The following is a 20,418-nucleotide window of genomic DNA, read 5'->3' as shown; positions in this document are numbered from 1 at the left end:
AATCAACTGACTTAAACGCCAGTGAACTCAGTGGTAGTAAGCTCAATGCCCAATTGCTTGTATTCACGGTAGCGAATACGGGCAATCTGTTTAAGCGCATCATCATTAGCAACAAAATCGATAATATGCGGAAAGTTAACCGCAAATGCTGGCACTTGGTCTGCAAGGTTTATCAGTAATTGGCGACTTTTATTGGCGCCTAATTTATCAAAACCAATCTCGACAGGTGAACCTGTTATCGGTCCTTCCCCTTTCAAATTGTGGGGAACAAATGCTGTTGGCTCAAATTGCCATAATAATTCATCAATGGCATAGGCTTGTTGCTTATTCTGACAGTGAATATAAACAAGCTGCTGCTGGCGATAATGCCGTTCTGCAATCTGACATGCTGCAAGGTATACGCTTTCAAGCGCACTGGCTTGGGTATTGATTGCTGGCATTAAGTAAAACAGAGTCTTTGACATTATTTTAAATTTTGATGAAGTAAAGGCGAATTTTACACTAAAAGCATCGATTGGGGCTAGGGTGCAGGAGAGTTAATTTTGCTTAATTGAATAGAAATCTGCTGAAATTTTAGCAATCCTTGTGTTCGCATTTATTTGTCAGGCTTATCGGTTTGCTTGCTACTCAAAGGGAGCTGTTTTTGCGGTTTTAAAATATGTAAACCTTCGAACAAGAGGGATAAAAAAGGCGAAGTAACTACTTCGCCTTTTATTAGGTTACTGCCTGTTATTTACAGTAAACTATTAGCAACAAACTAGTTGCAACAAAAGTCAATTACTCGCCTTGCTCAACTCCTGCGCGGTTCAATAAGAACTGGCTTAATATTGGTACTGGACGACCTGTAGAGCCTTTATTAGCGCCACTGTTCCAAGCTGTACCGGCAACATCAAGATGTGCCCAGTTATATTTTTTAGCAAAGCGCGCTAAGAAACAAGCTGCAGTGATTGACCCTGCTGGACGACCACCTAGGTTAGTCATATCAGCAAACGGGCTTTCAAGCATTTCTTGATACTCATCCCAAATCGGCATGCGCCATGCGCGATCACCTGATTGCTCACCGGCATTGAGTATTTCATGGGCAAGTGGATTATGAGATGAGAATAAACCTGAAGCATGTTTGCCCAGAGCAATGACACAAGCACCAGTTAATGTGGCAGTATCAATCACTAATTCTGGGTCAAAACGCTCAACATAAGTCAGCACGTCACATAATACTAAGCGGCCTTCGGCATCAGTATTAAGCACTTCAACAGTTTGACCTGACATAGTGGTTAAGATGTCACCAGGGCGATAAGCATTACCCGCAACCATGTTTTCACAACCTGCAAGAATACCGATAACGTTAATTGGCAGCTTCATTTCACATAAGGCTTTCATGGCGCCAATAACACCGGCAGCGCCACCCATGTCGTATTTCATCTCATCCATGGCCTCGCCCGGCTTTAATGAAATACCACCAGAATCGAAGGTAAGGCCTTTACCAACAAGGACGATTGGCTTTTGAGTCTCATCAACTGCGCCCTTATATTCCATTACTGTCATGATAGATTCATTGGCACTAGCACGCCCTACAGCAAGGTATGAATGCATACCGAGTTTTGCCATTTGCTCTTCGCCCACAGTTGAAACCGTAAGGCTGTCATGAACTTCAGCAATTTGACGTGCTTGAGAGGCTAAGTATGCAGGGTTACAAATGTTTGGCGGCATGTTGGCAACATCACGGCATAAGTGCATACCTGATGATACTGCCATTCCATGGTCGATAGCGCGTTCACCAAGAGTTAACTCGCGACGAGTCGGGACATTGAATACCATTTTACGTAACGGACGACGGGTTTCGCCTTTACGGGTTTTCAGAGCATCAAAGCTATATAAACTGTTATAAGTGGTTTCAACTGCTTGGCGTACTTTCCAATAAGTATCGCGGCCTTTAACGTGTAATTCAGTTAAGAAGCAAACTGCTTCCATTGAACCCGTTTCATTTAAGGTATTGATAGTCTTTGTGATAATTTGTTTGTATTGGCGCTCATCAAGTTCACGCTCTTTGCCACAACCGACTAACAAAACACGCTCACTGAGCACATTGGGAACATGATGCAATAATAACATCTGTCCAGGTTTGCCTTCTAAATCACCGCGTCGAAGCAAGTTACTGATGTAACCTTCACTGATTTTATCCAACTGCTCTGCGATACCTGACAAACGACGTGGTTCGTATACACCGACAACGATACAAGCTGAACGTTGTTTCTCGGGGCTGCCGCTCTTTACGCTAAACTCCATGAGCACTCCTAGATTATTAAAGACAAATTTTTATATTTATTAGATAATGTTTTAATTCGGCCTGTTAGGCCATATTTACAAACCTTTAAGGAAATAAATCCTTGGTAATTTTCTGCTATATCAGCTAAATGAATTACACTTAAAGAAGCTCACGCGCTGGTCAGAAAACTATCAATAACTGCTAAAAGCAGACATTTAATAGTGAAGTTACTCTGATACCAGCAAAAAGACAAGTTTTAGACTGTGGATCCTACCTGTGATTGTATTTAGATACTTGATCGTTGAAGTTTTAAAAGCCCAATTTGCGATACTTTTGGTGCTGTTAACTATTTTTATTAGCCAGCAATTTGTGCGAGTACTGGGAGATGCCTCTGATGGTGATTTCCCTGCGTCTTTAGTGCTGACGTTATTGGGGCTAAATTTACCGCAATTAACCGTTTTGGTGTTGCCGCTGAGCTTTTTCTTAGGGATATTGCTCGCCCATGGGCGAATGTATGCCGAAAATGAAATGGTGGTGCTTCATGGCGTCGGGATCAGTGAGTGGTATGTCACCCGTGTGACCTTGCTTTTGGCGGTAGCAAATTTAGTGTTTACTGGTATTTTATCGGTTTATGTAGGTCCATGGGCGGAAGAAAGACAAAATCAAGTGCTAGAACAGGCACAGTCAGAAGCCGGTTTAGCAGCAATTACCCAAGGCCGCTTTCAAGCTAGCCCTAATGGCCGAGCTGTGTTGTTTGTTGAAAAAATCACTAAATCTAACGAATTACAAAAAGTGTTTGTGGCTCAGTTACCTGATCCTGAAGACGAAAAAGGCTTAACTAATATTGTGGTTTCAGAAAATGGCCGCGTAGTGGAAGATAAGTTTGGTAGCCAGCAATTACAACTTGATAATGGTACCCGTTATCAAGGTAGCCCGAATAATCTTGACTATCAAATGATTGAGTTTGGTGGTTATAAGATGGAAATTAAAGAGCAAGAAGTGGATGAACGTCGTCGTAAGCTTTCAGCTTTACCGGTTGATCAGTTACTTGCTACGCCAGGCCCTGAAGCAGCAGCAGAATTCCATTGGCGTTTAGCGCTGCCTTTAGCGATTCCACTCATGACCTTAATTGCAGTGCCACTGGCTCGGGTGAATGTAAGGCAAGGTAAGTTTGCCAAAATGTTCCCAGCGATTTTACTTTATTTAGGCTATTTCGGCTTAATGGTTGCCGGCCGTAAAGCGCTTGAGGATGAAGTCATCCCACAAGTATTAGGCATGTGGTGGATCCATGGCTCAGCATTTATTATCGGTATACTCTTACTGGGTAAAGAGCGTCCAAGTGGTGCTAAGTTACTGCAATTACTTAAACGTAAGAAGGTGGCAGTATGAAGATACTCGATCTCTATATTGCCCGAGTGATTATTGGCACATCGGCGTTATGTTTACTTATTTTAACTGGCTTGTCGGGCATCATTAAGTGGGTTGATCAGCTACGTGTAGTTGGCCGCGGTGCTTACACTATGTTTGATGCGATTATCTATGTTATTTACTTAATCCCCCGTGATATTGAGTTGTTTTTCCCCATTGCAGTATTACTTGGGGCGCTGATTGGTATGGGAATGTTGGCATCGAACTCTGAATTAGTAGTAATGCAGGCGTCCGGTATGTCTCGGTTGCAAATTACGATTTCAGCGATGAAAACTGCCATTCCATTGATGATCATTGTAATGGCCTTAGGCGAGTGGGGTGCACCTGTTGCAGAAAGAACGGCCAAAGAGCTACAAGCAACCAAAGTTTCTGGTGGTAGCCTGATCAAATCTCATCGAGGCGTGTGGGCAAGAGACGGTGACTTATTTGTCAATATTGGTGAAGTTGAAACCATAAACACCTTAAATAAAGTGACCTTTTATAAGTTTAATGATCAGTTAGAGTTAACCACCATGACTCAGGCTCAAAGCGCTAAATTTTCTAATGATGTATGGCGCTTATTTGATGTTAAAAATACCATAGTTACTGATAACAAGATTAGCTTCGAATACCAAGAAGAGCGAATTTGGAACTCTACCTTAACCCCTGATAAATTAAGTGTGGTGTCAGTAAAACCTGAAGCGTTAAGCATTCAAGGTCTAGTGGGTTATTTAGATTACCTTGAAGCTAATCAGCAAGATCCGAGTCGTTATGAGCTGGCTTTGTGGCGTAAAATTATGCAGCCAATTACTGTAGCAGTGATGATTTTAGTGGCACTGTCATTTGTATTTGGCCCCTTAAGAACCGTGACAATGGGCGCAAGAGTCTTGCTTGGCGTGGTCGCTGGCTTTAGCTTTTATATTTGTAGTGAGATATTTGGCCCTATGAGTATTGTTTATGGCTTACCCGCCTATATAGGTGCAGGTATGCCACCACTACTCTTTAGTATTGGCGCGTTATATTTCATCAGAAAATAGCCTTTGCCTGATAGGGCGCTTGCTTCTGGCAAGTCTGGAATAATAAATATCCCAATGACGTTAGTTGTTGGGATTTTTTTATATTTACTTGACCACATCAACCAGGGTTTTATTGCTGTACTCTACCTCTACCTCTACCTCTACCTCTACCTCTACCTCTAGTTCTGCTTTTAGTTTGAGCCTTAGCCCAAATCGCTGCGCCATGTTAGCGGCTTGATGTTCTACAGCACCAATAAAAAACGCCGTAACCCATAGGATTACGGCGTGTTCTTTGATGGTACTAGTTTATGGCACTAGTTTATGGCACTAGTTTATGGCACTAGTTTATGGCACTAGTTTATGGCACTAGTTTATGGCATTAGTTTGTGCCGCTAGTTTAAGCGCCGCGCCAATTGCGCATTTGGTTCGCTTCAACCGACAGTACTACGACTTCTGATTGGGTCATTTTATCTTGTAGGGCCTGTTTATCAGGATTGATAAGAATAAATAAGTTACCAATACCAGCCAGTGACCACACCACGCGGGCAAGCGCAGTAACAAAACTTAAGTTTTGTCCATTAGGGTGCTGCACTTTTAAGCGCCATGCTCTCATCCCTAATGTTTGACCGCCGCGGCTCCAAAATAAGGCATAAAAAGCGACGACACAAAGTACGACCCATAACTGATAAATACCTTTATACAGTGGGGTTTGATGCAGTGCATCTGCAATGTGCTCGTAACCATCCATTGAAATAACGCCGCTGCTGGTAAGGCCGACAAACAGGCCAAAACCAATGGCACCGGCAACCATATATACGGCTACAGCCAATAATGAGTCATATATTATGGCGCCACAGCGGCGGATAAAGCTGGCTCTAGGGAAATTAGCGTGGTCTGAATTTATCATGTAAATCCTTTTATTGTTGTTGTCACTAATAATTGGTGATGCCACTAATACAAATGCGCTTAACTCTTAACTCTTAGCGGTTAGTTTTTGACTGTTAGCTTTGCTCGTCATCATCACGAACAAATTTGATGCTACTAAAACCGAAACGGGCAAACTCGGTTTTACGGTAATCTTTTTCTGCTTTAGCCCCTTTTTTAGAGGTCATTGCAATTTGCTGTTCCATAGCCAAGAAGTTGGTTAAATCAATACCTTCAGCTTCAGCCGCAGCTTCGTATAGGTCATGATGTATATCGTAACTGAATGCGATTGTTTTGGTTTTACCTTTAAAGGTATAAATGACTTGGCGAGCCATGGAAACTCCTGAGTTTGGCGGCTTAACATTAGCTTGCTAAGCAACACATACGACTAAGATAAGCTGGCGGTTAAGCATTGATACTTGATTACGCAGCTTTTGAGATTGATACCCCTGAGCAATTTATTTACAGGGGTAAAAATTTGAGGGCTATTATAGCTAAATGCAGCGTTTCAAGATAGCTTTGTCATAATGCAATCAATAAGGATAAAAGATGCACAAAATATCAAGTCTCAAATTGCTGATGGTTAGCTTACTATTGGTAACCTCTAGTGCTGCTATGGCAGGAAAAGAGGCCTTTAAAGCTGGAACTGTGATAAAAGGCTATGGCGAAATCGCGACAATTGACAGCCAACTGGCCTTGCCAAAAGGCATGCAATTTAATATCGCTTTTGATATGAGCAAAGCGGCTAAGGTTGGTGAGGTTAATCGCAGTTTAAATACCCTTGCTAGATTTATTAATATGCATGAGGCTGCAGGGGTTAAATCTAAAGATATTAATTTAGCTATGGTCGTACATGGCAGCGCCGTTGGGGACTTAGCTGATGATGGCTATTATCGCCAGCAACACGGCTTAGCTGCGCCCATCGAAAATGCCAATAAAGCTTTGGTACAGCAATTAACTGAATATGGGGTGAAGGTCTATATTTGTGGTCAAAGCGCAGCGTATTACAACCTTAGTAATCAAGCATTATTGCCTGGAGTTGAAATGGCATTATCAGCAATGACGGCCCATGCTATTTTGGCGGAGCAAGGCTATAGTCTTAACCCATTCTAAAGCCGTTTCTAAAACCTTTTCTAAAACCTTTTCTAAAACCTTTTCTAAAATGTTTGGCTAAACATCATCTTAAAATTCTTTAAGAAACCCAACCAGAAACAAAAAAAAGCGCCGACATTAAGTTAGCGCTTTTCGTTACAGCAGTTAATTAGCGAGTTAAGCCAGCGACTCTACTAATAAACATAACTCTGATAACTGGTTGTTTGGGTATACCAAATAGGTTTTATGATGTTTGATAAGACTGGTTTTTTTATTACCTTGGCTAACCAATAGCCCTTTATTGAGCGCTTGCTCGGCAAAATATTGCTCATCACCACGCACATAGATAGCTAAAGGCTTAATGAGTCTATCTACATCAAAATAGTGCGACAGCTGATGTTCACAAATCACCATACTCGATTGACCATTACCCGCCAGTTTGAGCTTTTTGGCACCTGAGTCTGAAAACGCAGTATCAGTAATAACAAACCATTCGTTGCTATCTAAATGCTCGATAAGCGCATCGATTGCGCCTTTTTCAGATAAGGTGGTGGTGAGCACTTGTTGGTATTGAGTTGCGATACGTTGCAGTAGCTGCGGTAACATGGCGCCAGCGCCTTGGCTGCGAGCCATACGGATCCAGCTATTGAGATCATCTGCAACCATTTTAGGAAAGCGCTTATCCCGTAATGACTCCACCATCCATGCACACAGAAAATGACTTTCTTGGGCTGGGGTTCGCTTGGCTTTTTGCTTTAATGCAGACTCTTGCAAGGCTTTAATCCCTGCTTCAGCTAGGGCCAAAATCGCTTGGTTGTATGTTGGTGCTTGTGTTGTATTTTGCATAAATAACTCCGCCGCAGAAAAATGGGAAGTGCGGCGAGGCTATTGTAGCAAAGGCGAGTTATTGCTGCTGCAAATTATTGCCCTTGCAGTAATTTAGCCGCGGTTAAGATAAGCTCAGGTGCGGGGCGCACTTTATAATTTGGATTTATGTATTGAAAGTGTACCAAGCCGGTTTTATCTGCCAGATAAACTGCAGGCACTGGTAAGACTAAGCGCTGCTCACCTGCAGGTGTGGTCCAAAGAGTATTTTCAACACTGAGCTTGGCGCGGTACATACTAGTGACTTTTTCACTGGTATAAAAGGCAATACCAAAGGCTTGGGATGCGGTCATATTTTCATCTGATAGCAATAGGTAATCCAGTTTATTGTCATTCATTGAGGCTTTAAGTTTAGCGGGTGAGTCAGGTGAAATCCCCACTAACTGAAAACCCATTTCAATTAATTTAGGCTCAATAGCTTTAAGTTGGCCCATTTGAACATTACAAAATGGGCACCAACCGCCACGATAGAAAAAGAAGATAGTGGGCTTAGCTGCGGTTAATGCTAGTAGGTTAACCTTATTGCCGGCAACATCTTTAAGGTCAAGGTTCGGGATTTGTTGTCCATTCATTAATGGCATGACGTGGTATTCATCGCTAGCAATAGGTTTAGCCATTGAAGGTAAGCTAAATAAGGCCATTGCGACGACTAATATAAGTTTTTTTAACATGCTGAAATCCATATTCAATTAAAGTGATGATCTTAGTGAGCGCCCTAATTGGCACTTCTTATCGCCGAGTTATACTGGTTATAATATTCGCTGTTACGGCGACAATGATTAGACCTGATCACCACAGTTTTTATTTCATCGAACTTACTTAAAGCGAATAATGAGTTACTTATTGGTTTTTAGGCATAAAAAAAGGCGCTAATAGCGCCTTAATATTGAAATAATAAAGGGATGATTACTTCAGTTTTTTGTACTTAACGGTACTGGTTGATTTACCTACCGTTACGCGGCGACCTTGCATGTTACGCTCACCGACAACTTGCTCACCCGCGCTATCAGCACGTTGTTGTTTCTTCGCAAAGCTACGACGCTTTTGAATTTGCTTTAACAGTAATTCACGGCTGCCAACTTCATAACCTGGCGCAGTAATTCGGCGAATTGGTTGACCGATTAATTTTTCAATATCATGTAAGGTGCGCTCTTCTTCGCGGCTCACAAATGAAATTGCGGTACCTGATTTACCTGCACGTCCGGTGCGGCCGATACGGTGCACATAATCTTCAGCAAGAAATGGTAAGTCATAGTTAACAACATAGCCTAAATCTTGAATATCCAATCCACGAGCGGCAACTTCGGTTGCAACTAGCACACGTACTTTACCTTCAACAAATTCACGTAATGCACGGCGTCGACTGCCCTGGGCTTTTTCGCCATGAACCACAGCTGACGGAATACCATCAAGGTTAAGTTCTTTCACTAGCTTATCTGCAGCATCACGGGTTGCAGTGAAGACTAACACCTGTTGCCAGTTTTTAGTGCCAATCAATTCAGATAGTAATTCACGCTTACGGCGCTGCTCAACGGGATAAACCACTTGGCTTACGGTATCTGCGGTGGTGTTTTGTTTGTCAGCAGTAATGACCACTGGCTTTTCAAGCATTTCGTTAGCAAGCTTCTTAACTGAGGTTGAGAAGGTGGCTGAGAATAATAAGTTTTGACGCTGCTTATTCACGGCTTGAAGAATTTTTTGAATGTCGGTGCTAAAGCCCATATCCAGCATACGGTCAGCTTCATCAAGGACTAAAAACTCAACATTTGAAAGGCTTAAGTTACATGCGTTTAAATGCTCAAGTAAACGCCCTGGGGTTGCTACAATAATGTCAGCACCACGTTTAAGCTTTTGCGCTTGGCTAGTCAGCTTTACGCCGCCATAAATGGTCAGTACTTCCATGTTGATGTTCTTGCTGTAATCAGCAATATTGTCAGCAACCTGAGCAGCTAGCTCGCGCGTCGGGGTTAAGATTAACGCGCGGGTATTTGAATGCTGTAACTCACGTGGGTTTTCAACCATTTTTTGCAGCATAGGTAATGCAAATGCGGCTGTTTTACCAGTACCGGTTTGGGCGCTGGCAAGTACATCTTGGCCACGACGAATTGCTGGAATAGCTTGTTGTTGAACGGGTGTCATAGTTTTATACCCGCAATCAGCGATCGCACTTAATATTTCTGGGGCGAAGCTAAAAGATTCAAATTTCATTGGTATCTTGTTCCTATCATTATCACGTCATTCAACAGTTCAGTGGCTAGTTAACTAAAAATATTAGTTTTCAACCTGCCTGAGTATAGTTCATCGTGCTAGTACCAAAACGACTTAGCATGTCATTTTAACATGGGTTTTAAAGTTCGCTAATGGATCAGCGGCGGCGGAGTATAACAAAGTTTTTTGATTAATTCTTAACTAAGTTTTGTGGTCAGTTTTTAGGGCATGATTATGGCGACGTTATGGCAATTAGAAACGGGCTCTGAAAACAAAAATGCCCAATTTAAATGGCTTAAAATTGGGCAAGTATGGGGATAATGACTGAGTTATATTAAAGCTCAGTCGTTACCTCAGTTAACCATGCAAGGTCATCACCTGTGAGCATAGTTGATAAGGTGGTAAACACTTTTTGATGGTAGCGATTTAACCAATCAATTTCAGCTTGAGTGAGTAAGGATTTATCAATTAAACGCTTATCAATAGGGATTAGTGTTAAGGCATCAAACTCCAGCATTTCACGCTCAGCATTAACTAGGCTTGGTGATGGGAGCACAGCCACTAGGTTTTCAATGCGAATACCAAATTCATTAGCGCGGTAATACCCCGGCTCATTGGATAACACCATACCTGGCAATAATGGCACGCCATTCACGTTTTTACCAATGCGCTGCGGGCCTTCATGAACACTTAAAAAATGTCCTACGCCATGGCCTGTGCCATGGTCATAATCAAAACCATGTTGCCACAAGTACTGACGAGCAAAGCCATCTAACTGCTGGCCTGATGTGCCTTTAGGGAATTTGGCTTGATCAAGGGCAATATGACCTTTTAATACTAAGGTGACCATTTTTTGTTGCTCAGCGCTGACGTCACCAATGGCTATAGTACGGGTGACATCTGTGGTGCCATCAAGGTATTGCGCCCCAGAATCTACCAAGTAAATGCTGTTCATGGTCATTTGACTTGGCGTGGCGTCATTATGATTGTAATGACACATAGCGGCGTTAGCACCGGTGGCTGAAATGGTATCAAAGCTTGGCTCACGATACAGTGGGTCAATTAATCTGAATGATTCCAGTTTATCGGCAAGCTGGGCTTCATCATAAAGACGGTTGGCGGCAACTTCCATATCAAGCCAAGCAAGAAAACGGCTTACTGCTGCACCATCACGGATATGACATGCTCGCATACCACTAAGCTCGGCGGCATTCTTTTGTGCTTTTGGCAGCGCGACAGGATCTGAGCCCGCAACTAATATGGCGCCCGCTTGCTCTGCGGTTAGCTGGGTCCAAGCATTGCTGGTATTAGGGTCTGCCAGCAGTTTTACACCGTTAAGTTGCTTAAGCGCTTCAGCTAATAATGATTCATCTTTAAATTCAACGCCAGCGCCCACATGCTCAGCAAAGCCTTGGGGCAGTTTGTTGCTATCAGCAAATAAGGTCATATCACCGTTGGCACTCAGTAACGCGCAGCCTAAGGTGACGGGTAATCTTGGCACATCGTTGCCACGAATATTAAGTAACCAACAGAATGAGTCTAAAGCGGCAATTAATGCCATATCGGCGCCTTGCTTGGCAATGATGTCACCAATTTGTTGACGTTTATCAAGGCTATTACGGCCTGCGCCCTCATGGCTAAATAAGGTAATGGGCTCTGTTGGTAGCATTGGGCGTTGCTGCCAATGGATATCAATTGGGTTTTCAGCAACTGACACTAAGCTAATATCAGCTTTTGTTAATTGATGCTGTGCTTGTTGATACCAAGCTAAGGTATGTAATCGGCTATCTATGCCAACACGTTTACCTTGAGCTAACTTATCAATCAGCCATTGAATTTGCGGCGTATCCGTTAGGCTTTCATAACTAAACAACTGCGCATCAACTTGCAGTGCCACTTGCACTGTGTAACGACCGTCAACAAAAATAGCGGCCGTGTCTTTTAAAATAATAGCCATGCCCGCCGAGCCGGTAAAACCAGTAGCCCAATGCAGCCTTTCATTGCGCTCAGGGACATATTCACCGAGGTATTCATCTGCTCGGGGAATAATAAAAGCATCGAGATTTTGTTGCGACATGGTTTGGCGAATGGCGTCAAGGCGCTGAGTGATCGTATCTGGCATGGTTGCTCCATTGGAGGTGGCTGATTGATTCAGTCTTATTAAGGTAAAGCGATTATCGCAACGGCGGTTTATTTTCAAACAAAGCGCTGACGATAGTCATCATCTGCAGGGTAACCGCAGCGAGTGTAATGTTGAAATACAATTGATAATTTATATTGTATACATTTTGTGGTTGAAGTTTACACTATGCGGATTATCGGATCACTAATAGAATAAAATTTGCTTATCTAGCATTAATTATCGGAGCGTACTATGACAGTCGGAGTCGGAACCCAAACCCCACAACAAGCATTAGCGAGTTTGTCAGATATGACCCATGATGTGGCTGCTATTGGGGTAGGAGAGTTTGAACAGCGAATTAGCCAAGCACAGCAATTAATGCAGCAACAAGGCATTGAAGCCATCTACATTAATGCTGGCACTAACCTGTACTATTTTACCGGTACTCGCTGGTATGCTAGCGAGCGTATGGTTGGGGCGATTATTCCTGCCTGCGGTGAGCTTGAATATATTGCCCCTGCATTTGAGCTTGATACCTTACAAGGTTATATGGCCGTCAAGGGCAAGGTGAATACCTGGCAAGAAGATGAAAGCCCTTTTCAGTTATTTGCCGACATGCTAGCAAATAAAGGCATTAATGCTGGCAAGGTGGGCATTGATGAAGCCAGCGCTTTCTTTATTTTTGATGGTATTCGCAGCGCCAATGATCAACTCAATTATGTGAATGCCAAAAGCATCACTGCCGGTTGTAGAATGATTAAATCGCCAGCGGAGCTGGCCTTGTTGCAACGAGCTAAGGACATGACCTTAGCGGTTCATATTGCTGCCGCCAGTATCTTACGTGAAGGCATTAGCACCAAAGAAGTGGAAGATTTTATCCATCAAGCCCACATCAAGGTTGGCGCGCCAGCAGGTTCATATTTTTGCATTGTATTGTTTGGCGAAGATACCGCTTACCCCCATGGGGTTAAGTCGCCTAAAACACTGGATTTAAACGACACGGTATTGATTGATACCGGTTGTCAGCTAGGCAGCTATAACTCAGATATTACCCGCACTTATGTATTTGGTGAGCCAAGTGAGCGCCAACGTGAATTATGGAATTTAGAGCAACAAGCGCAACTGGCGGCGTTTGCTGCTGCGACTATTGGCGCAACGTGTGCAAGTGTTGATAAAGCGGCTCGAGAAGTAATCGTTAATGCAGGTTTTGGCCCAGGTTATGATGTGCCAGGCTTACCCCATCGCACCGGACACGGAATTGGCTTAGATATTCATGAATGGCCCTATTTAGTGCTAAACGATCACACCCAGCTAGCAGCAGGAATGTGCTTTAGTAACGAGCCGATGTTATGTGTACCAGGTGAGTTTGGCGTTAGACACGAAGATCATTTTTATATGACTGAATCTGGCGCTGTGTGGTTCACCCAGCCGGCTAAATCAATTGATGATCCATTTGGGCTAAGCTAGATATCGACATCACTATTTAGTGAGTTGCGATAAACAATATAGATGAACCAATAAAAAATCCCTTGTAGCTTGGCTATAAGGGATTTTTATTTTCTGGCGCTTAAACCTTAAACCTAGAGGCTTAAACTTAGTCGCTAAAACTTAGTTGTCTAAACTTAGCCACTTAAATTGTGATCTTTAGTCAGAGTAGATTTTTAGCTGATTTCATTCTTAGTTTATTGCTAATAGCTCAACTTCAAAAATGAGTACTGAACCGCCTTGGATTTTACCTGCCGAGCGATTGCCATAAGCTAAGCTGCTAGGAACAAAAAAGCGGAACTTATCGCCCACTGACATTAATTGCACCCCTTCAGTCCAGCCAGGAATAACCCGATTTAGTGGGAAGTCGATACTTTCACCACGTTCAACCGAACTATCAAATACCGTACCGTCGATAAGTGTGCCGTGATAATGAACGGTCACTGTGTCAGTCGCTTTTGGATGCTCAGTTGCATCACCTTTATGCATTATTTCATATTGTAGCCCTGACAAGGTGGTAACGACATCTGGATTTTTTTCATTTTCTAATAAGAAAGCATTGCCTTTAATGATGTTCTCTTTCGAGGCTTTTTCATTGTTTGATTGCGTGTAAAAGTAAAAGATGATCCCTGCGATCACACAAACGGACAAAATGATTTTCATAACTTCTTCTTATGGTTGCTAGCAATAAATGAATGGTACTCACCCAAGTGCAGTGGGTAAAGTGCAGCGGCGTTTTTTTAACGGCTAAATCATGATTTTTAACCCAAAGAGCTTAGTTAGCGGTTTAGAAACATACCACATAAGTTTTAGCACAGTTAAAGCCCTTGATATTGCAGGTAAGCCAAGCCCGCCAAAGCCAATATATTGATAACTATGCTGCAGAGGTAAATCCACTTAAAAGGTGTTTTCTGGGTTTTGTGCCTAAATGTTTGTTGAGCCAAAAGCCCTGCAGGCCAGCCACTAAGTAACGCAAAAAGGTGTAAAGTGCGCTCTTGTGTTCGCCATGTTTGTTTTGCTGCTGCGCGTTTATCAAGCCATGTAATCAAAAAGCTTAACAGGTTTATCGCGGCAACATAAATTGCCAAAAATGGCCAAATGCTATAACTAAAGAGTGCCATCAAGCATAAGCTGATTAGTGCAAATATTTTCATCAGTGTCATGAATCCTTTTATTCCAAAGTATCAACTTTCATTTTAAATATCAGCTTAACAGCTAGTTTTTAACCCAGTCATTTTTTTGAAACCAGCTTACGCCAAAGTGACTCTAGCGGACCTTGGCTAAAATAGCGCAAATAAAGCGGCGCTAACAGCAATTGCAGCCCACTTAAGCCAAGTGCAATTAAGATATAGTCAACTCTATCAAGGCTGGCGTTAAGCTCAGGCATAAGATAACGAAATAGGCTGACACCTATGATGGATTGTAAAATATAACAACTAAAAGCCAGCTTTCCCACAGCTTGAAAAGGCGCGAGCACTTGAGTGGAATTTTGACAGACTATTACTATAAGGTGTAAGTAAATCAACGCCATAGGAATCGCGCTTAGCATCATCACTATTGCTGAAAATTCAACTGAAATAGCGCTTGAACTGAAGCTTAACAGGCTATCTAGGCTTGATAATATAATGGCCGCAATAGCGCACTTGATTAAGGTTGTCCGCTCTAATCCATGTTCAAATGCCCCTTGTTGATAAAGTGCCATTCCCCACATCATTAGCCCCCCTAAAAACCACATTAAGGTTAACGGTATAATCAGTAACATGTAACCGACTTGGTTAAGTTGTAATAACACTATGTCACTATAATTTGCAGACCATGCTTGCAGCTGCTGAAGGTGGAATTCAGAGCCGCGATAATAATACTCTGGCTCTACTAACAAGCTCAGCAAGGCCATAACGAGCAGCGAGCCAACAATAAATTGATTAGCCCGTTTTTTTAACTGGGTGATATCGCCGTTGAGGTAATTCAGGGCTAAAAATGCACTAAAGGCATAACTGAGTAATATATCGCCGCCCCAAATAAAAATGCCATGGAGTAAACCAAATACTGCAAGCCATATTATGCGCCGTTTTAATAATGGGTAGGCCACTAAACTAGCCGCCTCGTAGCGCTTATATTGAATATATAATCCAGCGCCAAATAGGATAGATAGCAGCGAAATAAAGCGCCCTTCAAGGAAGAAATTACTAAAGACTTCTAAAATGATGTCTGATTGAATTTGAGGGTAATGCTGCGCATAGCCATAAAAGCTATTGTTCATAAAAAAAATGTTCATGAACAAAATACCAATAATGGCGATGCCTCTGAGGGCATCCATATTGGCATTGCGATTACCGTGACTTTCATTAATGGTTAATGACGCTGGTGGTGGCTGTTGAAGTGTATCTGAGGTTAATGCATTAGGGCGATTAATATGAGTTGAAGGATCCATTTCGAGTTCATATCTTTGTTGATTAATTATTGTAATAAAAGACTAACAGCCTGCGGTTAAAATTGATACAGACTGTTAGCTGAGACTACTTAGCGGGTTTTTCTGAAATCCATAATTTGATACTGCCACGAACAACCACTTTGCCTTCAGTATCATAGGCATTAACCGGTACTAACATATCGCCCACTTGCCATTGCTCAGGGGTGACTTCGGCGACACATAAAATATCTGTGCCCGCTTTGGCGGTGTAATCAACCGACATGCCTTTTGGGATCCAGCGTAAATGCTTTGGAATAGACGCTTCTGCCATCACGCCCATGGCCATCTCTAAACCATTACAAATAGCAATAACGTGCACGGTTTTTATGTGGTTGTGTACCGCGCGACGTTTTTTAACTAAAACAGCACAGTGGTTCACTCTTAATGCGGTCACGAGAGGGCGCACGGTAGCAAAGTAGGGCGCTGTTCTTGATACCATCATTGAGAATATTTTATTACCGAAAGGGTATTTAGTGACTTTGTGATACAAGGCTAATACGTGATTGGGTTTATCGTGACTCATAGCAGTCCTTTAATGATTCTAAACGTAGGATTAATGTTGTTTTCAGCCATCTGGTTTTATTTTTATCTGGTCAGATGAGTTTTTGGGGCTTGAGTTTAACATCCTTGTAACGGCTTGCACATAAGCGAATGATATTGATAAAAGATATATTCCTTCACTGAGCTTAGTGCAGGTATAATTTGTTTTATATGCTGTTACTGCTAACCAAGTCACATGACTTTCAGTTTATAAACGTCCAACATAAGATGTTTATCGGCTGGCTTTAAGATAAGGTTTTATCAGGTATTTAAGCTTGTATTTCTCACCTCTAAGGTGTGTTCATTTTATTAATAAGGATTGGTTTTGCATCATTTATTAAATTACTTCAAAGGCATGGCGATGGGCGCAGCCGATGTTGTACCTGGCGTTTCTGGCGGCACAATTGCTTTTATTACGGGCATTTTAGACCCGTTATTAGATGCGATTCGTAAAATTAATCCTTCACTTTTTGGCATTATTAAGCAGCAAGGTTTTAAAGCGGCTTTCATGCACATTAATGGCCCTTTTTTGGTTTGTGTGTTTGGCGGGATCCTAACCAGTATCTTCACGCTGGCAAAACTCATTTCTTGGTTGTTAACTAATCATCCGATACCGGTATGGTCGTTCTTTTTCGGGCTGATTTTATTTTCTGTTGTTCATATGCTTAAGCAAGTGAAAGGAATTAACTTGCTCCAAGTGGCATTATTTATCTTAGGTGTCGCCTTTGCTTGGGCTATCACAGTGCTTAATCCCATTGAGCTTGAAGTGAGTTATTTTACCTTCTTTATATCTGGCTGCATTGCCATTTGCGCGATGATTTTACCGGGTATTTCAGGTAGTTTTATTCTGTTGCTATTAGGTATGTATCCAGCCGTATTAGCTGCAGCCAAAGGCTTTGATATTTTAATGCTGGCTTGTTTTGCCTGTGGTTGTGTTGTGGGCTTACTGAGCTTTAGTCATGTGCTTTCAGCCATGTTGCGTAAGTTTCATGACCATACATTGATGTTTTTAACCGGACTCATGCTTGGCACTTTAGGCAAAATTTGGCCATGGAAAGAAGTCCTCACTTGGCGTGAAAATTCCAGTGGTGAGCTGGTGGCACTCACTGAACAAAACTTATCGCCAATGCAATTTGAGCAAATGACGGGCGAGCCTGCTCAATTAGTGGCTGCGGTAATTTGTTTAATAGTGGGTATTAGCCTAGTTTGGGGCCTAGAGAAATTCGGTCAACAGCATTCGTCTTAAAGCGCGGTTTTTAATTTAACCGAAAATATGATGAGAAGGGCTAAGCAGCAATTGTTTAGCCTTTTTTATGGGATTGAACAATGGGTTGATGTTTGCTTTGACATTCTTGACCCTGATTTGAACCTACTGAAAATTAACTGCAAAAGAGTGATTGCTTATATCCAACTCAGGGCTACTATCAATAAAAAGATGATCTAACTAATTACATGGCACGTAAACAAATGTAAGCCACAAGGAGTTGTATAGTGAATAAAGAAATCTTTAAACCTGAGAGAATTCAGATAGGTATCAGTAGTTGCCTGTTAGGGCAAAAAGTAAGATTTGATGGCGGCCATAAAAACTCAAATTATTGCAATAAAGATCTCGCGCCATTTTTTGATTACATCAGCGTATGCCCTGAAATGGCCATAGGTATGGGCGCGCCACGCAAAAGTATTCGCCAAGAAATTGATGGTGATAAAATTTTTGTTAAAAGTGCAGATGGTAGTATCGATGTTACCGACAAACTTGCTGAGTTTAGTGAAAAGCGGGTTAAGGAACTCAACTTTATTGGTGGCTATATTCTCTGCGCTAAATCGCCAACCTGCGGTATGGAGCGGGTGATTGAGTATAAATACGGTACCAATAATGGCACTAAATCTGGTGTGGGAGTTTATGCCAGAAAATTAATGGAGACCTATCCCCATTTACCCGTGGAAGAAGAAGGTCGGCTACATGATCCTTTGATAAAAGAGAACTTTATTACCCGCGTCTATGCTTACCATGAGTGGCATTGCTTGCAAGCTGAAGGCTGGACTAAGCACAAACTCATGCAGTTTCATGCCCGTTATAAATACCTATTAATGGCTCACAGCCCACAATGGTATCGTGATTTAGGGCCAATCTTAGCGCAGATTGATGATCTTGAGGCCACAGCACAAACCTATTTTGAAGGCTTTATGACGGCGTTAAAGATCAAAGCGACGCGAAAAAACCATACCAGTACCTTGCAGCACATTCAGGGCTATTTCAAAAAACATCTGTCTAAAGATCAAAAAGAAGAGCTTACCGAATCGATAATGAAATACCGCGAAGGACTATTACCCTTATTGGTGCCAATAACCTTAATTAACCATTATTTACGCGAACACCCAACCCCTTATATTGAAGGGCAGGTGTATTTAAATCCGCATCCAGAAGAACTCAGGTTACGCTACGCTTACTAAGTTGTAATAAACGTGGTCGTATTAACCCTGCGGTTGGCGTAAACCAGATAAGACTTTAGCTAAGAGGTTGTATTAATGAATAGCTTAATTTGGTTTAGGCAAGACTTGCGTCTTGCTGATAACCATAGTGTTGTTGAAGCTTTTGAGCTGGCTCGTCAAACAAATGGTCAAGTTAAAGCGATTTTTATTGCCAGTACTGAGCAGTGGAAAAGTCATGATGTCGCGCCGATTCAAGTGGATTTTATTGAGCGCCATGTCAACCTTTTAGCCCAAAGTCTAGCTGCATTAGGGGTTGAGTTGGAGGTGATAACCTTACCTTGGTTCGACGATGTTATGGACTGGATGCCGCAATACCTAATCGATAATCAAATAGATCAGGTATTTGCCACCCAGGAACCCGAGTTTAATGAACGTAAACGCGATCAACAGCTTATTGATATTGGTGTACCTATCCAGTTTATCGCTCAAGATTGCATTGTTGCTGCAGGGGAGGTCACTAATCTTGCAGGCAAGATGTACAAGGTGTTTACCCCTTTTTCTAAAACCTGGCGTGAGATAGTGTCATCTAGGCGAATTGCCCCTGTGGCAGTGCCAGCGGCTATGGGGCCTGCGCTTAAGGCTCCAAAGACAATTGCATTTGATTACCTCAAAGTCTCTAGTCAGCATTGGCTTGCAGGCGAGGCTGCCGCTAAAGGCATTTTAGACCGTTTCTGCGCTAATAATTTACAGGATTATTTACCAGAAAGAGACTTTCCTGCCTTAGACAGTACCAGCCGTTTATCGCCTTATTTAGCCATCGGGGTGATTAGTGCTAACCAATGTCTCGCCTCAGTATTGAACCGTTTTCCAGATGCATTAGTGGATGATACTAGTCCTGCTAAAACCTGGGTGAATGAGTTGGCTTGGCGTGAGTTTTATCGGCACCTGTTAGTGGCATTTCCTGATTTGTCTAAAGGCAAAAACTTTAATGAAAATGGCAGCAAAGTAAATTGGCGTAATCATCCCCAAGAGTTCAAAGCTTGGTGTGACGGCGTAACCGGCTTTCCCATTGTTGATGCCGCAATGAGGCAGTTAAATCAAACCGGTTGGATGCATAATCGTTTGCGCATGGTGGTGGCGAGCTTTTTAACTAAGCATTTGTTGGTGGATTGGCGTTGGGGCGAGCGCTATTTTCGACAGCACCTTATCGATGGTGACTTGGCTGCCAACAATGGCGGTTGGCAATGGTCTGCTGGTACGGGCTGTGACGCCCAGCCTTATTTTCGGGTTTTTAATCCGATGAATCAAAGTAGTAAATTTGACCCCGATGCCAGTTTTATCAAGCATTATATTCCAGAGTTGGCCGCGACAAGTTTAAAGCAAATTCACCAACCTAGCTTCACAAACGGTGATGACTTGTTTGCAGTGCCGACAATGTCAGATTATCCGACTCCCATTGTCGAGCACAGTATGGCACGCAAAAGGGCGATTGAAGTGCTTAGTTCGCTAAAGCGATAACTCGCTCAATGAAGACCGCTGTTGGTTTTTATTTTGCAAACGAGTAAATTTAACC

At 42.4% G+C, this 20,418-nt stretch carries 18 protein-coding genes; 7 read left to right on the top strand and 11 right to left on the bottom strand.

Annotation, left to right across the window (positions count from 1 at the left end; genetic code table 11):
- Positions 1–11 precede the first annotated feature (11 nt).
- A complete protein-coding gene (locus BCU94_RS02675) occupies positions 12–464 on the bottom strand; it encodes a DNA polymerase III subunit chi (protein WP_102438803.1) in 453 nt (150 codons plus the stop codon).
- Between the two features lie 313 nt (positions 465–777).
- The gene (pepA, locus tag BCU94_RS02670) at positions 778–2,286 is read right to left on the bottom strand and encodes a leucyl aminopeptidase (protein ID WP_102438801.1); all 1,509 of its coding nucleotides are present in this window, start codon (positions 2,284–2,286) and stop codon (positions 778–780) included.
- Between the two features lie 256 nt (positions 2,287–2,542).
- Between pepA and lptF the strand changes: the two genes are divergently transcribed.
- Both lptF and lptG read left to right on the top strand, forming a co-directional pair.
- Positions 2,543–3,655: an LPS export ABC transporter permease LptF gene (gene lptF, locus BCU94_RS02665; protein ID WP_102438799.1), complete on the top strand. Its 1,113-nt coding sequence runs from the start codon at positions 2,543–2,545 to the stop codon at positions 3,653–3,655.
- A complete protein-coding gene (lptG, locus tag BCU94_RS02660) occupies positions 3,652–4,710 on the top strand; it encodes an LPS export ABC transporter permease LptG (protein ID WP_102438797.1) in 1,059 nt (352 codons plus the stop codon). The genes lptF and lptG overlap by 4 nt, the downstream gene beginning before the upstream one ends.
- Before the next feature lie 376 nt (positions 4,711–5,086).
- Here the strand turns inward: lptG and BCU94_RS02655 are convergent, their stop codons facing one another.
- Positions 5,087–5,596 carry an RDD family protein gene (locus tag BCU94_RS02655; RefSeq protein WP_102438796.1) on the bottom strand — a complete coding sequence of 170 codons (510 nt, stop codon included), beginning with the start codon at positions 5,594–5,596 and terminating at the stop codon, positions 5,087–5,089.
- Positions 5,597–5,690: 94 nt separating this feature from the next.
- On the bottom strand, positions 5,691–5,948 hold the full coding sequence (locus BCU94_RS02650) for a DUF2960 domain-containing protein (protein WP_102438794.1): 258 nt from the start codon (positions 5,946–5,948) through the stop codon (positions 5,691–5,693).
- A 214-nt stretch (positions 5,949–6,162) separates the two neighbouring features.
- Here BCU94_RS02650 and BCU94_RS02645 point away from each other — a divergent pair, with 214 nt between their 5' ends.
- On the top strand, positions 6,163–6,726 hold the full coding sequence (locus tag BCU94_RS02645) for a DsrE family protein (protein WP_102438792.1): 564 nt from the start codon (positions 6,163–6,165) through the stop codon (positions 6,724–6,726).
- A 156-nt stretch (positions 6,727–6,882) separates the two neighbouring features.
- Here the strand turns inward: BCU94_RS02645 and BCU94_RS02640 are convergent, their stop codons facing one another.
- From BCU94_RS02640 to BCU94_RS02625, 4 genes are all read right to left on the bottom strand, one after another.
- The gene (locus BCU94_RS02640) at positions 6,883–7,551 is read right to left on the bottom strand and encodes a DUF2913 family protein (RefSeq protein ID WP_102438790.1); all 669 of its coding nucleotides are present in this window, start codon (positions 7,549–7,551) and stop codon (positions 6,883–6,885) included.
- Positions 7,552–7,625: 74 nt separating this feature from the next.
- The gene (locus BCU94_RS02635; protein ID WP_102438788.1) at positions 7,626–8,261 is read right to left on the bottom strand and encodes a peroxiredoxin-like family protein; all 636 of its coding nucleotides are present in this window, start codon (positions 8,259–8,261) and stop codon (positions 7,626–7,628) included.
- A gap of 235 nt (positions 8,262–8,496) precedes the next feature.
- Entirely contained in the window at positions 8,497–9,798 is a 1,302-nt protein-coding gene (locus tag BCU94_RS02630) for a DEAD/DEAH box helicase (RefSeq protein ID WP_076541129.1), read from the bottom strand.
- A 334-nt stretch (positions 9,799–10,132) separates the two neighbouring features.
- On the bottom strand, positions 10,133–11,920 hold the full coding sequence (locus BCU94_RS02625; RefSeq protein ID WP_102475553.1) for an aminopeptidase P family protein: 1,788 nt from the start codon (positions 11,918–11,920) through the stop codon (positions 10,133–10,135).
- 252 nt (positions 11,921–12,172) lie between these two features.
- Here BCU94_RS02625 and BCU94_RS02620 point away from each other — a divergent pair, with 252 nt between their 5' ends.
- Positions 12,173–13,387: a Xaa-Pro peptidase family protein gene (locus BCU94_RS02620; protein ID WP_102475552.1), complete on the top strand. Its 1,215-nt coding sequence runs from the start codon at positions 12,173–12,175 to the stop codon at positions 13,385–13,387.
- Positions 13,388–13,597: 210 nt separating this feature from the next.
- On the opposite strand, the gene BCU94_RS02615 is transcribed toward BCU94_RS02620, so the two are convergent.
- The 3 genes from BCU94_RS02615 to BCU94_RS02600 form a co-directional block, all read right to left on the bottom strand.
- The gene (locus BCU94_RS02615) at positions 13,598–14,068 is read right to left on the bottom strand and encodes an FKBP-type peptidyl-prolyl cis-trans isomerase (RefSeq protein WP_102475551.1); all 471 of its coding nucleotides are present in this window, start codon (positions 14,066–14,068) and stop codon (positions 13,598–13,600) included.
- A 568-nt stretch (positions 14,069–14,636) separates the two neighbouring features.
- Positions 14,637–15,836, bottom strand: a complete 1,200-nt coding sequence (locus BCU94_RS02605; RefSeq protein ID WP_241904948.1) for a DUF418 domain-containing protein — start codon at positions 15,834–15,836, stop codon at positions 14,637–14,639.
- A gap of 85 nt (positions 15,837–15,921) precedes the next feature.
- Positions 15,922–16,398, bottom strand: a complete 477-nt coding sequence (locus tag BCU94_RS02600; protein ID WP_102475549.1) for a hotdog fold domain-containing protein — start codon at positions 16,396–16,398, stop codon at positions 15,922–15,924.
- A 342-nt stretch (positions 16,399–16,740) separates the two neighbouring features.
- On the opposite strand from BCU94_RS02600, the gene BCU94_RS02595 reads away from it, so the two are divergent.
- The 3 genes from BCU94_RS02595 to phrB all read left to right on the top strand — a co-directional run bounded on the left by BCU94_RS02595 (position 16,741) and on the right by phrB (position 20,363).
- Entirely contained in the window at positions 16,741–17,661 is a 921-nt protein-coding gene (locus BCU94_RS02595) for a DUF368 domain-containing protein (protein ID WP_102475548.1), read from the top strand.
- A gap of 242 nt (positions 17,662–17,903) precedes the next feature.
- Positions 17,904–18,866 carry a DUF523 and DUF1722 domain-containing protein gene (locus BCU94_RS02590; protein WP_102475547.1) on the top strand — a complete coding sequence of 321 codons (963 nt, stop codon included), beginning with the start codon at positions 17,904–17,906 and terminating at the stop codon, positions 18,864–18,866.
- A gap of 75 nt (positions 18,867–18,941) precedes the next feature.
- Positions 18,942–20,363: a deoxyribodipyrimidine photo-lyase gene (phrB, locus tag BCU94_RS02585; RefSeq protein ID WP_102475546.1), complete on the top strand. Its 1,422-nt coding sequence runs from the start codon at positions 18,942–18,944 to the stop codon at positions 20,361–20,363.
- Positions 20,364–20,418: the final 55 nt, after the last annotated feature.

The organism is Shewanella sp. 10N.286.52.C2 (assembly GCF_002874545.1).
In the GTDB taxonomy this organism is placed as follows: Bacteria; Pseudomonadota; Gammaproteobacteria; order Enterobacterales; family Shewanellaceae; genus Shewanella.
The sequence above is the reverse complement of the archived record's forward strand: the minus strand, read 5'-3'. Positions and strand labels throughout refer to the sequence as shown.